Annotated in this window: 14 protein-coding genes and 5 tRNA genes; 17 read left to right on the top strand and 2 right to left on the bottom strand. The window is 37.6% G+C overall.

What is annotated here, in order from left to right; genetic code table 11:
• The coding region (locus ABZC96_RS04120) for a DUF309 domain-containing protein (RefSeq protein ID WP_373029288.1) at positions 1 to 300 on the top strand (300 nt) is incomplete at its 5' end.
• Entirely contained in the window at positions 284 to 1,558 is a 1,275-nt protein-coding gene (locus ABZC96_RS04125) for a SagB family peptide dehydrogenase (protein WP_373029289.1), read from the top strand. The genes ABZC96_RS04120 and ABZC96_RS04125, both read left to right, overlap by 17 nt.
• A 7-nt stretch (positions 1,559 to 1,565) precedes the next feature.
• On the opposite strand, the gene ABZC96_RS04130 is transcribed toward ABZC96_RS04125, so the two are convergent.
• The gene (locus ABZC96_RS04130; protein ID WP_373029292.1) at positions 1,566 to 1,898 is read right to left on the bottom strand and encodes a translation initiation factor; all 333 of its coding nucleotides are present in this window, start codon (positions 1,896 to 1,898) and stop codon (positions 1,566 to 1,568) included.
• Positions 1,899 to 2,008: 110 nt separating this feature from the next.
• Positions 2,009 to 2,743 (bottom strand): YaaA family protein, encoded by a 735-nt coding sequence (locus ABZC96_RS04135; protein WP_373029293.1) that lies wholly within the window; start codon positions 2,741 to 2,743, stop codon positions 2,009 to 2,011.
• Between the two features lie 157 nt (positions 2,744 to 2,900).
• Between ABZC96_RS04135 and ABZC96_RS04140 the strand changes: the two genes are divergently transcribed.
• The 15 genes from ABZC96_RS04140 to ABZC96_RS04210 all read left to right on the top strand — a co-directional run.
• Positions 2,901 to 2,977, top strand: a tRNA-Thr gene (locus ABZC96_RS04140).
• A gap of 54 nt (positions 2,978 to 3,031) precedes the next feature.
• A tRNA-Tyr gene (locus tag ABZC96_RS04145) sits at positions 3,032 to 3,116 on the top strand.
• Between the two features lie 23 nt (positions 3,117 to 3,139).
• Positions 3,140 to 3,215, top strand: a tRNA-Gly gene (locus ABZC96_RS04150).
• A 147-nt stretch (positions 3,216 to 3,362) separates the two neighbouring features.
• Positions 3,363 to 3,437 (top strand) — tRNA-Thr (locus ABZC96_RS04155).
• 112 nt (positions 3,438 to 3,549) lie between these two features.
• The gene (tuf, locus tag ABZC96_RS04160) at positions 3,550 to 4,758 is read left to right on the top strand and encodes an elongation factor Tu (protein WP_373029294.1); all 1,209 of its coding nucleotides are present in this window, start codon (positions 3,550 to 3,552) and stop codon (positions 4,756 to 4,758) included.
• Positions 4,759 to 4,810: 52 nt separating this feature from the next.
• Positions 4,811 to 4,963 carry a 50S ribosomal protein L33 gene (gene rpmG, locus ABZC96_RS04165; RefSeq protein WP_008245833.1) on the top strand — a complete coding sequence of 51 codons (153 nt, stop codon included), beginning with the start codon at positions 4,811 to 4,813 and terminating at the stop codon, positions 4,961 to 4,963.
• 50 nt (positions 4,964 to 5,013) lie between these two features.
• Positions 5,014 to 5,089 (top strand) — tRNA-Trp (locus tag ABZC96_RS04170).
• A gap of 18 nt (positions 5,090 to 5,107) precedes the next feature.
• Positions 5,108 to 5,287, top strand: a complete 180-nt coding sequence (gene secE / locus ABZC96_RS04175; RefSeq protein ID WP_373029295.1) for a preprotein translocase subunit SecE — start codon at positions 5,108 to 5,110, stop codon at positions 5,285 to 5,287.
• Between the two features lie 8 nt (positions 5,288 to 5,295).
• On the top strand, positions 5,296 to 5,826 hold the full coding sequence (nusG, locus tag ABZC96_RS04180; protein WP_373029296.1) for a transcription termination/antitermination protein NusG: 531 nt from the start codon (positions 5,296 to 5,298) through the stop codon (positions 5,824 to 5,826).
• Positions 5,827 to 5,860: 34 nt separating this feature from the next.
• Positions 5,861 to 6,286, top strand: a complete 426-nt coding sequence (gene rplK, locus ABZC96_RS04185) for a 50S ribosomal protein L11 (RefSeq protein ID WP_373029297.1) — start codon at positions 5,861 to 5,863, stop codon at positions 6,284 to 6,286.
• A 65-nt stretch (positions 6,287 to 6,351) separates the two neighbouring features.
• Positions 6,352 to 7,056, top strand: a complete 705-nt coding sequence (rplA, locus tag ABZC96_RS04190; RefSeq protein ID WP_373029298.1) for a 50S ribosomal protein L1 — start codon at positions 6,352 to 6,354, stop codon at positions 7,054 to 7,056.
• A 196-nt stretch (positions 7,057 to 7,252) separates the two neighbouring features.
• The gene (rplJ, locus tag ABZC96_RS04195; RefSeq protein WP_373029300.1) at positions 7,253 to 7,738 is read left to right on the top strand and encodes a 50S ribosomal protein L10; all 486 of its coding nucleotides are present in this window, start codon (positions 7,253 to 7,255) and stop codon (positions 7,736 to 7,738) included.
• Positions 7,739 to 7,816: 78 nt separating this feature from the next.
• Complete coding sequence (gene rplL / locus ABZC96_RS04200; RefSeq protein WP_373029301.1) at positions 7,817 to 8,188, top strand: 50S ribosomal protein L7/L12; 372 nt, start codon at positions 7,817 to 7,819, stop codon at positions 8,186 to 8,188.
• Between the two features lie 180 nt (positions 8,189 to 8,368).
• A complete protein-coding gene (rpoB, locus tag ABZC96_RS04205) occupies positions 8,369 to 12,526 on the top strand; it encodes a DNA-directed RNA polymerase subunit beta (RefSeq protein ID WP_373029302.1) in 4,158 nt (1,385 codons plus the stop codon).
• A partial coding sequence (locus tag ABZC96_RS04210; RefSeq protein WP_373029303.1) for a hypothetical protein occupies positions 12,519 to 12,790 on the top strand: 272 nt, incomplete at its 3' end. The genes rpoB and ABZC96_RS04210, both read left to right, overlap by 8 nt.

Raw genomic sequence — 12,790 nt, forward strand, 5'->3', positions numbered from 1 at the left:
GAAGAATATTTTGAAGCACATGAAGTACTGGAAGAAGCGTGGCATCCCTTGAGGCTCAGTAGGCATCCATTAGCTAACTTGGCAAAAGGTTTGATCAATGGTGCTATCACGTTTGAACATATCAAACGCAATAGAAAAAATGTGAAAGACAAAGCACTACGAGTTATCGCTTCTTACGAAAGACATAAACATTTATGTACAGAGGGTATCGAGCATGCAGAGCTTTTTAAACAAGCCTGCCAAAAGATAGAATCTTTGAAAGTAAAGCACGCTGAGGTTTTTGATGTTCTGGTACCATAGTACAACCAAGCATTCCTACAATTCTGTACGAACCAATCCCAACAGGCTTTCATGGGAAGATCAGCCCAGTACTTACAAAAATTACCCGGATAGTTATGAAAAAAGAAAACTGGACTTGGACAAAGCAGAAGATAATTTTCTGTATCATATCGCAGGACTGACTGCAAAGAAAAGTTATCCAAGTGGAGAGTATTATCTACGCATCAACCCTTCAGCAGGCGCACTCTATCCTAATGAACTCTATTTTCAAGTACGAGGTGTAGAAGGTATAGAAGATGGTGTGTACCATTATGACGTGAGTTCTTCTTCGTTGACATTGCTGCACCGCATAACAGAGAATGAGGGGTTAGAGCCCTATTTAGGGTACAAAACAGCTATGAAAGGATATCTGTTTCTGGTCTCTGCTATCTACTATCGTTCTTCATGGAAATATAAAAACCGTGCGTTCAGGTATTGTCTTTTGGACGGGGGACATCTTTTGGGAAGTATAGAGGCTTCTGCATTACTCAAACCCTATGCCGTAGAGATGGTTTATAATATAGATAGAGAGAAGCTAAACCGGATGTTTGGTTTTGAAGATAGAGAATGGTTTTTGTCGGGGTGCTCTATGGCAGTACCGATGCAAGAGCAAGAAGTATCTCCCGTAGAATTTTCGCTTCCTTATGTAGATGGGAGTGGAACATTTGAACCAAACCCTCTTATAGAACAGGCATACAGTGAAACACTGCAACTGGAATCATGTAAGAAAGAAGTGAGGGCACCAAAGTTTACCTATCATAGAGAGAAACTTCAAGAGACAATTTTTACACGTAGGTCTCAAAGAGGTTTCCATGAAGGAGCTATTACCAAAGGCCAGTTCAATTACATCATGGAATCCATACACCAACCTGTACGTAGTGACTGTGATGAAGATGTCTCTATTTATGTCGTCATCAACCGGGTACTTGACATGCCGTTAGGACTCTATAAAAAAGGTGAGTATATAAAGTATGGTGACTTTGCAAAGAAAGCAGGGTATTTGAGTTTGGAACAGTATAGTCTCTCCATGCAGGGGGCAGTAGCCTTTTTCTTGACATCCAAAGCCAAGAACTATCAGGCACTCTACCAGAAAGCCGGTATTATAGGACACAGGCTTTATGTGGCTTCGCTCTATATGGGCATAGGATGTTCTGGTATCGGTGCTTATTATGATGATGAGGTCAATGTATTTGTGGAGAACGAAGAGATGGTACTATATGCTTTAGCGATAGGTAAATAAATCTATATTAGTTTTTAAATCGATACCCCAATGCTTCTAAATGTGTACGCAGCAACTCAGGGATATCTCCTTGAAACTCTAAACTCTCATCTTTGACAGTACCGCCAGTCCCAAGCTTTTTTTTGAGTGTTTTAAGCAGTGCCTGGATAGCTGTCTTGTCTAAATAAAAAGGTTTGACTATGGTAACTACTTTGCCTCTTCGCTTCTCTTTTGCAAAATGCAGTTGATGTTTTTCCGGGGGCTTGATCTCTGTAGAGGTTTTTTTAGAGGGTTTGTCTTTATTGTCTGATGACCATGCATCATCAAAATTCGCACCCATTTCAAATAAATTTTCTTTCATTGAACTCTCCTAACTATAATCCGTATCAAAAAGTATACCAAGCACTACCATTAGAACAAGCAGAAAAATAAATATTTTATAAAGGGTATTATCACTCGGAAGTCTCATATTCATCCTATCTCATAAATAATTTCAGTTTTATTATTCTTTGTTTGAATCTCTTTGATACTCAGTCCCTCTATAGGTAGCTGCATAAAATCTTCCAAGGTTTCTATCCCGGCTTTGGCTATCTCACGTAATACGATACCTCTATAGGCTTTTGCCCAATGACTAACGACTTTCCCCTCTTTAATAAACTTGAGTGTGGTGTAGGGTTTGGTTGGCTTATAAAACTTGTCATAAAAACCTGCACGGAGGTCCAGTATCTCATCTTCAGCCAGGTATGCCTCCATCAGTTGGGCAGCGTGTTCATTGTAAAACTTTTCTGTTTTGATGTCACCTACGGCTTCACCCTGTTTGAGTTTATATTCGGGGATAAGATCTGAAGCGCGTATAGGTCCGAAGAGGTTTGAAAAGAGGATGACATGGCTATCTATATATTGTTGTGTTTTATCATCTAACGCTTCATAGCCAAGATAATCAAAAGCTACACCTGTATATCTTTGAATGGCTTTCATCGTAAGTTCATGAATGATATCTTTTTTATGGGTAAGGATATCTGATTCTTTTTTGAGACCAAACATTTTTGAAAGTGTAGGTATATCACCTTTTTGTAAAATATTTATGTAGGTATGTAAGAGTTTTGTTCTGTGAGGTAGAAGTTCATCAAACAGTAAAGTGCTAGGATTGAACGAGAGCTCTCCTCCTGTTCTTTTTGTTTCACTTGGTGCCAGTAGTATTTTCATTATATGTAGCCTATAACCTTCGTTTTATATGGGTGTATTCTATAGAAATTACCTAAAAAAGAGAAATTTTTATAAATTTAACTAAAACACTTGACATTAAAATCTTTTTTGTCTATAATTCCCGTCCATTTTAAGTGTAACAACTTCTAATGATGGTGCTGGTGTAGCTCAGTTGGCTAGAGCAGCTGATTTGTAATCAGCAGGTCGGGGGTTCGAGTCCCTTTACCAGCTCCATAGAAATATAATTATCAGTGTTTGTACCAGAAATAACAACAAACAAATATAAGTGGTGAGTTACTCAAGCGGCCAACGAGGGCAGACTGTAAATCTGCTGACTATGTCTTCGAAGGTTCGAATCCTTCACTCACCACCATACATGTTAAGTTGCATAAAGATGCGGGCGTAGCTCAGTGGCTAGAGTTCCTGCCTTCCAAGCAGGCTGTCGAGGGTTCGAATCCCTTCGCCCGCTCCATAATCTGGGAGCTGTGTGAATTATGTACTTAACAACTAAGATAATTACTTCACATACAAAGCTTTCCATATTTTTCATTTATGACTAACATTAAATATTGACCGATTCATTGACTGTAATTTTTTACATGATCAGGATCATTGACTTGCCCATATGGCTCAGGGGTAGAGCACTTCCTTGGTAAGGAAGAGGTCGTGAGTTCAAGTCTCACTATGGGCTCCAGTACCAAAGTATGGACAAAAGTATTACAAATGTGTAATAGTTCTGTCCATAGTAGGTTAAGAAAATTTAGGTATAATACTGCCTTTAAAACATTTTACGCTAGGAGAATAGCATGGCTAAAGCAAAATTCGAACGAAACAAACCGCATGTAAATATCGGTACTATTGGTCACGTTGACCACGGAAAAACAACATTGACTGCTGCAATCACAATGTGTTTAGGACTTAAAACTGGTCTTGCAACAATGGATTATGATCAAATTGATAATGCTCCAGAAGAGAGAGAAAGAGGAATTACAATTGCTACTTCTCACGTAGAGTATGAAACTGAGAATAGACACTATGCTCACGTAGACTGTCCAGGTCACGCCGATTATGTTAAAAACATGATTACTGGTGCTGCACAAATGGATGGTGCGATTCTTGTTATTGCTGCGACTGATGGTCCAATGGCACAGACTAGAGAGCATATCCTTCTTTCTAAGCAAGTAGGTGTTCCGTACATCGTTGTATTCTTGAACAAAGAAGATCAACTTGATGATGAAGATAAAGAAGAAATGTTAGAACTTGTAGAGATGGAAGTACGTGAACTTCTTTCTGAGTATGATTTCCCAGGTGACGATACTCCAATCATCGCTGGTTCTGCATTTAAAGCACTTGAAGAAGCTAAATCAGGAACTGCTGGTGAGTGGTCTGAAAAGATCTATGCACTTATGGACGCTGTAGATGAGTATATTCCTGAGCCAGTAAGAGAAACTGATAAAGACTTCTTGATGGCTATCGAAGATATCTTTACTATCCAAGGACGTGGTACAGTTGTAACTGGTAAAGTTGACAAAGGTACAGTATGTGTTGGTAACACTGTTGAGATCGTTGGTCTTAAAGATACACAAACAACAACTGTAACTGGTGTTGAAATGTTCCGTAAAGAAATGGAATGTGGAGAAGCTGGTGATAACTGTGGTGTTCTTATCCGTGGTATCGATAAAGATGCTGTACAAAGAGGTATGGTACTTTGTAAGCCAGGATCAATCACTCCACACACTGCATTTGAAGCTGAGATCTATGTTCTTACTAAAGAAGAAGGTGGTAGACACACTCCATTCTTTGATAACTATAGACCACAGTTTTACGTTCGTACAACAGACGTAACAGGTTCAGTTAGACTTCAAGAAGGTACTGAAATGGTTATGCCAGGGGACAACGTTAAAATCAATGTTGAACTTATCGCTCCAGTAGCACTTGATGAAGGTACTAAGTTTGCTATCCGTGAAGGTGGTAGAACAGTTGGTGCCGGTGTTGTTTCTAAGATTATTGCTTAGTAACACCAGTGTGAGAGGCGTGCCTCTTACACACTTATCATAGGAGATAACAATGAGAGAAACAGTTCACTTAGGTTGTGAGAAATGTACAAGACGTAACTATCACACCAATAAAAACAAAAAAACGACAACAGAGAAACTTGCTCTTAAAAAGTATTGTAAATGGTGTAAGTGCCATACAGTACATAAAGAGATGAAGCTGTAATCGGAGACTTTTGTTAGATACTATTGGGCTTTGCCCATGGTATTATTTTTAGGCCAATAGCTCAGTTGGTAGAGCACTGGTCTCCAAAACCAGGTGCCGTGGGTTCGAGTCCCTCTTGGCCTGCCACAATAAAAGGTAATATATATGGGAAAAATTTCAACATTTATAGCACACGCGAAAGCGGAGATTCATAAAGTTATATTTCCAACAAAAGTACAAGTAAGACAAGCATTTTTAGCAGTTGTTCTAGTAGTAACTGTAATATCAATATTTTTAGCGTTGGTTGACTTTTTCATGTCATCAATCGTATCATCAGTTTTATAGGATAGATCATGGCTTATCAGTGGTATGCAATTCAAACATATTCAGGTTCTGAACAATCTGTAAAAAGAGCAATTGAACAACTTGTAATAGATTATGGAATTGAAGATAAACTTGAACGTGTAGTCGTTCCTACAGAAGAAGTGATTGAAGTTAAAGATGGTAAGAAAAAGATTACCGAGAGAACATTGTATTCTGGATATGCTTTCGCACATATAGACCTGGATACTGATCTTTGGCATAAGATACAATCTTTACCAAGAGTATCTAGATTTATCGGTGAACAAAAGACACCTACTGCTCTGACTGAAGCAGATATCAAAGTGATTTTAGACAAGATGGAGAAAAAATCTGCACCTAGACCTAAAGTTGATTTTGAAACAGGCGAAATGGTACGTATCGTAGATGGTCCATTTGCCAACTTTACAGGTATGGTAGAAGAGTATGATCTTGACCATGGAAAGTTAAAGTTGAATGTTTCAATTTTTGGTAGAAATACACCGGTTGAAATCCTCTACACGCAAGTAGAAAAAATTATATAAGACGTAACAGTCAAATCAAACAAAGGAAGAACAGATGGCAAAAAAGATAGCTTTTAAGTTTAAAATGATGATCCCAGCTGGAGCAGCAAACCCATCACCACCAGTAGGTCCTGCATTAGGACAACGTGGTGTAAATATTATGGAGTTTTGTAAAGCTTTTAATGAAAAAACAAAAGATAAATCAGGATTTACAATTCCTGTTATCGTTACTGTATATGCAGATAAAAGTTTTACATTTGAAACTAAACAACCACCGGCAAGTGATCTTATCAAGAAAGCGGCAGGTATTAAAAAAGGTACGGATAACCCTATTCTTAACAAAGTTGGAACTATCACTAAAGCAAAACTTGACGAAATTATCGATCAAAAAATTGTTGACCTTAACACGAATGACAGAGAAATGGCAGCGAATATCATCGCTGGTTCATGTAGAAGTATGGGTGTTGAAATCGTAGACTAGTCTTTTTGAAGACAATCATAACCACATGATTTTAAAATGTGGGAGCATATAAAGCGGAGAATAAAATGGCAAAAAAACCAAGTAAAAGAAGAGAAGCACTACTTAAACAAGTAGATGTAACTAAAACATATAGTGTTGATGAAGCAATGGCTACACTTAAAAACCTTAAATCAGCTAAATTTGATGAGACAGTTGAAGTTGCACTTAACTTAAATGTTGACCCAAGACATGCAGATCAAATGGTTAGAGGATCAGTTGTTCTTCCTAACGGAACTGGTAAAACAGTAAGAGTAGCAGTATTTGCAAAAGACGCTAAAGCGGACGAAGCTAAAGCAGCAGGTGCAGACATAGTAGGTTCTACAGACCTTATCGAATCAATTCAAGCGGGAAATATCGATTTTGATATTGTTATCTCAACGCCAGATATGATGGGTGTTCTTGGTAAAGTAGCAAGAATACTTGGGCCAAAAGGTCTTATGCCTAACCCTAAGACTGGTACAGTAACTATGGACGTTGCTAAAGCCGTTGAAAATGCAAAAGGTGGACAAGTTAACTTTAGAGTAGACAAAAAAGGTAACATCCATGCGGGTATTGGTAAAGTTTCTTTTTCAGAAGAACAAATCAAAGAGAACTTTGTAACACTTGTTCAAACTATCAACAAGGCTAAGCCAGCATCTGCTAAAGGTAGATTTATCACTAATGGTGCGATTTCACTCACAATGAGTCCTTCAATCACACTTGATACTACTGAATTAATGGATATGAAATAATTCATTTATAAAGAGGGCATATGCCTTCTTTGTATTATTTTCAAACAAAAATTAATATTTTAGTTTTTGTTTGAGGGTAATTTTTACTACTCATAAATCTTAGATTAAAGATAATAGGGGCGAAAGCTTAATTAATATATTTGAAAGAATATATGATCCTTTATGGAACCCTTTTAGAGATCGGAAGGAGAATTATATGACTAGAACTAGAAAAGAAGAGTTAGTTGCAGAGATGGCAGCAGAGTTTAAAGACGCTGGTGCCATTATCGTTTGTGATTACAAGGGTATGACTGTTGAAAATCTTGAGATCGTAAGAAATCTTGCTAAAGATGAAGATACAAAAGTACAAGTTGTAAAAAATAAATTGGCACGTATTGCATTAAAAGATGCTGGGTGTGAAGATATTGAATTTACAGATACAAACCTTGTAATCTGGGGTGATGCACAAGTTACACCTTGTAAGATCGCCGACAAAGCAGCAACTGATTTTAAAGATAGTTTCTCAATTAAAACTGGTTTGATCCAGGGTGAAGTTGCTAGTATGGAGACCATTAATGCAATGGCTAAACTTCCTACTAGAGATGTACTTTTGGGTATGCTTCTTAATGTTTGGAATGCACCAGTACAAAACTTTACAATTGGTATGCAAGCGCTTGCGACTAAGAAAGAAGAAGAAGCGTAGAGTGGTGAGAGCCACGAGGCTCTTTTTTAATTTGACATTGCAAATGCAATGCAACTAATATAATTTAAGGAATTAATTATGGCAACAACTAAAGAAGATGTTCTTGAGTTTATCTCAAACATGTCAGTACTTGAGCTTTCTGAGCTTGTAAAAGAATTTGAAGAAAAATTTGGTGTATCTGCACAAGCTACAGTAGTAGCAGGTGGCGCAGGTGTAGCTGCTGAAGCTGCTGATGAGCAAACAGAATTTGACGTAGTACTTACAGATGCAGGTGCTAAGAAAATCAACGCTATTAAAGCAGTAAGAGCGATCACTGGTCTTGGTCTTAAAGAAGCGAAAGCTGCTGTTGAAGAGACTCCATCAGTACTTAAAGAAGGTGTTTCTAAAGAAGAAGCAGAAGACTTCAAAAAACAACTTGAAGAAGCAGGTGCTACTTGCGAACTTAAATAAGAATTCTTATTTAAGAGAGCTTAGGCAAGTAGCCTAAGCTCATGTTACAAACCTCATTGGATATAGCGATAAACTATTCGGAGACATTTTCATACCCTCGTGTCAATAGTTTTTTTGTATACCCAATATACATATTAAACATACTACATAAACCAAACTAAACCGAAATAAGGATAACCCATGTTAAATTCTTTACATTCTGGTAACAGACTTCGTGTTGACTTTTCTAAAACACCAAGAGAAATTGAAATTCCAAACTTGCTCCAACTTCAACAAAAAAGTTATGAAAACTTTTTGATGTTAACCGAAAAAGACAGAAAAAACTCTACTTTAGAGAAAGTTTTCAGATCATCTTTCCCTATACATGATCAACAAAATAGACTTACATTAACCTATAAAAATTCTGAGATCGTTAAACCAAAATATACGGTCAGAGAGTGTATGGAGAGAGGATTAACGTATTCTGTATCTCTGAAAATGAACATTGCACTGACTATCTGGAACAGAGACGAAAAAACAGGTGAAAAACTTGATCCAAAAGAGATCAAAGAACAAGCAGTTTTTGTACGTGATATTCCTTTGATGACTGATAGAACTTCATTTGTTGTAAATGGTGTTGAAAGAGTTATCGTAAATCAACTTCACAGATCTCCAGGGGTTATCTTTAAAGAAGAAGAGGGAACGACTGTTGGTAGTGGTATGCTCTATTCTGCACAGATCATTCCAGATCGTGGTTCATGGTTGTACTTTGAGTATGATTCTAAAGATATCTTGTATGCACGTATCAACAAAAGAAGAAAGATACCTGTGACTATTCTTTTTAGAGCATTAGATTACTCTAAAGATGATATTGTAAAACTATTCTATGCAACAAAAGAGATCAGTATTAAAGATAACAGATTCCTTGTAAGATTTGATGCGGATGATTTTGGCGGTAGAGCTGAGTATGACGTTAAAGATATGGATGGCAACACGATTGTGAATGCCGGTAAAAGACTGACGAAGAAAAAAGCACAAACACTCATGGAAGATGGTTTAGAGTGGATCGAATATCCACTTGAAGTACTTATGGAAAGACATTTGGCTAAACCAATTATCAACCAAGAGAGCGGTGAAGTACTTTATGATGTTGTAACTCCTTTAGATGAGAGTAAACTTAAAAAGATGATCGAAGAAGGTGTCGAAACTATCGAGATAATCAATGACCTTGCCGAGGGTGCCGATATGTCAATCATTAATGCATTTATCGCTGATAACGAAAGCTTAAGACTTTTAAAGCAAACAGAGCAGATAGATGATGAAAATATACTTTCAGCTATACGTATTTATAAAGTGATGAGACCAGGGGAACCAGTAACACCTGATGCAGCAAAAGCATTTTTAAAGCAACTTTTCTTTGATCCTGAAAGATATGATCTTACTAAAGTTGGTCGTATGAAAATGAACCACAAGCTTGGACTTGATATCCCTGAGTATGCTACAGTACTTACAGCAGAAGACTTAATCAATACTGTAAAGTACCTCATTAAAGTGAAGAATGGTCAAGGTCATATTGATGATAGAGATCACTTAGGTAACAGAAGAATTAGAGCGATCGGTGAGCTTCTTGGTAATGAACTTCATAATGGTCTTGTGAAGATGCAAAAAGCGATTAAAGATAAGATGACAACTGTATCTGGAACACTTGATGAGTTGATGCCTCACGATCTGGTAAACTCTAAAATGATCACAAATACCATTTTAGAATTTTTCTCATCTGGACAACTTTCACAGTTTATGGATCAAACAAACCCTCTTTCAGAAGTGACACATAAAAGAAGACTTTCAGCACTTGGTGAGGGTGGTCTTGTTAAAGAAAGAGCTGGATTTGAAGTAAGGGATGTACACCCTACACATTATGGACGTATTTGTCCTATTGAAACGCCTGAAGGTCAGAATATTGGTCTTATCAATACGCTTGCAACTTATTCAAAAGTAAATGAGCATGGATTCATTGAAGCACCATATAAAGTAGTGAAAGATTGTCAGGTTACAGACGAGATCGTATACATTACTGCGACACAGGAAGAAGATAAGTGTATTGCTCCTGCATCTACTGTAGTAAGTGAAGACGGGCGTATTGTTGAAGATCTTATTGAGACTAGACTGAATGGTAACATCGAGCTCAATGAAGCTAAAAGAGTTGATCTTATCGATATCTCTCCATTGATGATCTCTGGTTCAGCAGCAGCATTGATTCCATTCTTGGAACATGATGATGCCAACCGTGCACTGATGGGTTCAAACATGCAACGTCAAGCGGTACCTCTTCTTAAAACAGAGGCACCAATGGTTGGTACAGGTATGGAAGCTATCGTAAGTCGTGATGCTTGGGAATGTGTAAAAGCAAAAAGAGCAGGTACGGTTGAAAAAATAGATGGTAAAAATATTTACATTATGGGTGAAGATGAAAGCGGTGTATTTATAGACCACTATCCACTTGAAAAGAATATGAGAACCAACCAAAATACAACATTTACTCAAACACCTATCGTTAAATTAGGTGATAAAATTGAAGCAAAACAAGTGATTGCAGATGGTGCAAATATGGACCAGGGTGAACTTGCTATTGGTAAAAATATCCGTGTTGCATTTATGCCTTGGTATGGATATAACTATGAGGATGCGGTTGTTATTTCTGAAAGACTGATCCGTGAAGATACATTTACTTCAGTGCATACCTATGAAAAAGAAGTAGAAGCAAGAGAACTTAAACATGGTACGGAAGAGATCACTCGTGATATCCCAAATATCCGTGAAGATGAGTTACTTCATTTAGATGAAAGCGGTATCGTTCAAATAGGTACGTATGTGAAGCCAGGAATGATTCTTGTAGGTAAAGTAAGCCCTAAAGGTGAGATTAAGCCAACACCAGAAGAGAGATTACTAAGAGCGATCTTTGGTGAAAAAGCAGGACATGTAGTAAATAAATCACTTTACTGCCCGGCATCTATGGAAGGTGTTGTTGTCGATATCAAAGTCTTTACGAAAAAAGGCTATGAAAAAGATGCACGTGCTATCCAAGCGTATGAAGAAGAGAAATCGGTTCTGGATGGTGATCACCATGACCAGCTTCTTATGATAGACAGAGAAGAGATCTTACGTATTGCAAACTATCTTGCAGGTCAAGAGTTAAGCAAAGCTGTGACTATCGGTGAAACTGAATATGCAGCAGGGTCTAAAATAGACGAAGAGACGATCAAGGGTGTAAATAGATTTGCACTTAGAGGTGTGGTTCAGTCTTACTCTGATGATGTACAAAATGAGTATGAATCGCTGAAAAATTACTTCTTAAAACAAAAGAAGAGACTTAAAATTGATCATGAAGAGAAGTTGGCCGTACTTGAAAAAGACGATATTCTTCCTTCAGGTGTGACGAAGTTAGTAAAAATTTATATCGCTACAAAGAGAAAACTCAAAGTAGGTGATAAAATGGCTGGACGTCACGGAAACAAAGGTATCGTTTCTAATATCGTACCAGAGATTGACATGCCATACCAGGAAGATGGTAGACCGGTAGATCTTATCTTGAACCCACTAGGTGTACCGTCTCGTATGAATATCGGTCAGATCCTTGAGGTGCATTTAGGATTGATTGGTAAAAACCTTGGTGAGCAGATAGAAGAGATGTTTAACGATCAAAAAGAGACTTTTATTAAAGATCTTAGAGAAAAGATGATCGCTATTGCAGATGTCGCAAAACTGATGAATGCAAAAGAACTCTTAGCAAATATGAGTGACGAAGACTTAATTAAGTATGGTAGAGATTGGTCTACAGGTGTGAAGTTTGCTGCACCGGTATTTGAAGGAACGAATCAAGCTGAATTCGATAAACTTTTTGAAATGGCTAAGATGGACACTGATGGTAAAATGGTTCTGTTTGATGGAAAAACTGGTGAACAGATGATAGAGAGAGTCAATGTGGGTTATATGTATATGCTTAAGCTTCACCACTTGGTTGATGAAAAAGTGCATGCACGTTCAACTGGACCTTACTCACTTGTAACACAACAGCCAGTAGGTGGTAAAGCACTCTTCGGTGGACAGAGATTTGGAGAGATGGAAGTATGGGCACTTGAAGCATATGGTGCATCACATACCCTTAAAGAAATGTTGACCATCAAATCAGATGATGTTGAAGGTAGAGCAAGAGCATATAGAGCGATCACCAAAGGTGAATCTGTACCGGCATCAGGTGTACCTGAAACAATGTTCGTATTGACAAAAGAGCTTCAAGCATTAGGTCTTGATACAGAATTATATGAGAGTAATAAAGAAGTGGAGGGTGAAAATGAGTAAGTTTTTAGAGAATTTAACACCAATAGATCTTAACAGTGAAGAGAGACCAAAGGATATAGCAGCTCTACAACTGAGAGTTGCAAGTCCGGAAAAAGTACTCTCTTGGAGTTATGGTGAAGTAAAAAAACCAGAAACAATTAACTATAGAACCCTAAAACCAGAAAGAGACGGTCTTTTCTGTGCGAAGATTTTTGGACCTATCAGAGACTATGAGTGTCTTTGTGGTAAATACAAAAAGATGCGTTACAAAGGCGTTGTATGTGA

It is taken from the genome of Sulfurovum sp., from assembly GCF_041551015.1.
In the GTDB taxonomy this organism is placed as follows: Bacteria; Campylobacterota; Campylobacteria; order Campylobacterales; family Sulfurovaceae; genus Sulfurovum.

Coding starts and splice junctions, on each gene's coding strand:
- rplL (WP_373029301.1), top strand. CDS start 7,817: ATGGCAACAACTAAAGAAGATGTTCTTGAGTTTATCTCAAACATGTCA.
- rplJ (WP_373029300.1), top strand. CDS start 7,253: ATGACTAGAACTAGAAAAGAAGAGTTAGTTGCAGAGATGGCAGCAGAG.
- ABZC96_RS04130 (WP_373029292.1), bottom strand. CDS start 1,898: ATGAAAGAAAATTTATTTGAAATGGGTGCGAATTTTGATGATGCATGG.
- rplK (WP_373029297.1), top strand. CDS start 5,861: ATGGCAAAAAAGATAGCTTTTAAGTTTAAAATGATGATCCCAGCTGGA.
- secE (WP_373029295.1), top strand. CDS start 5,108: ATGGGAAAAATTTCAACATTTATAGCACACGCGAAAGCGGAGATTCAT.
- ABZC96_RS04135 (WP_373029293.1), bottom strand. CDS start 2,743: ATGAAAATACTACTGGCACCAAGTGAAACAAAAAGAACAGGAGGAGAG.
- ABZC96_RS04125 (WP_373029289.1), top strand. CDS start 284: ATGTTCTGGTACCATAGTACAACCAAGCATTCCTACAATTCTGTACGA.
- tuf (WP_373029294.1), top strand. CDS start 3,550: ATGGCTAAAGCAAAATTCGAACGAAACAAACCGCATGTAAATATCGGT.
- rpoB (WP_373029302.1), top strand. CDS start 8,369: ATGTTAAATTCTTTACATTCTGGTAACAGACTTCGTGTTGACTTTTCT.
- rplA (WP_373029298.1), top strand. CDS start 6,352: ATGGCAAAAAAACCAAGTAAAAGAAGAGAAGCACTACTTAAACAAGTA.
- nusG (WP_373029296.1), top strand. CDS start 5,296: ATGGCTTATCAGTGGTATGCAATTCAAACATATTCAGGTTCTGAACAA.
- rpmG (WP_008245833.1), top strand. CDS start 4,811: ATGAGAGAAACAGTTCACTTAGGTTGTGAGAAATGTACAAGACGTAAC.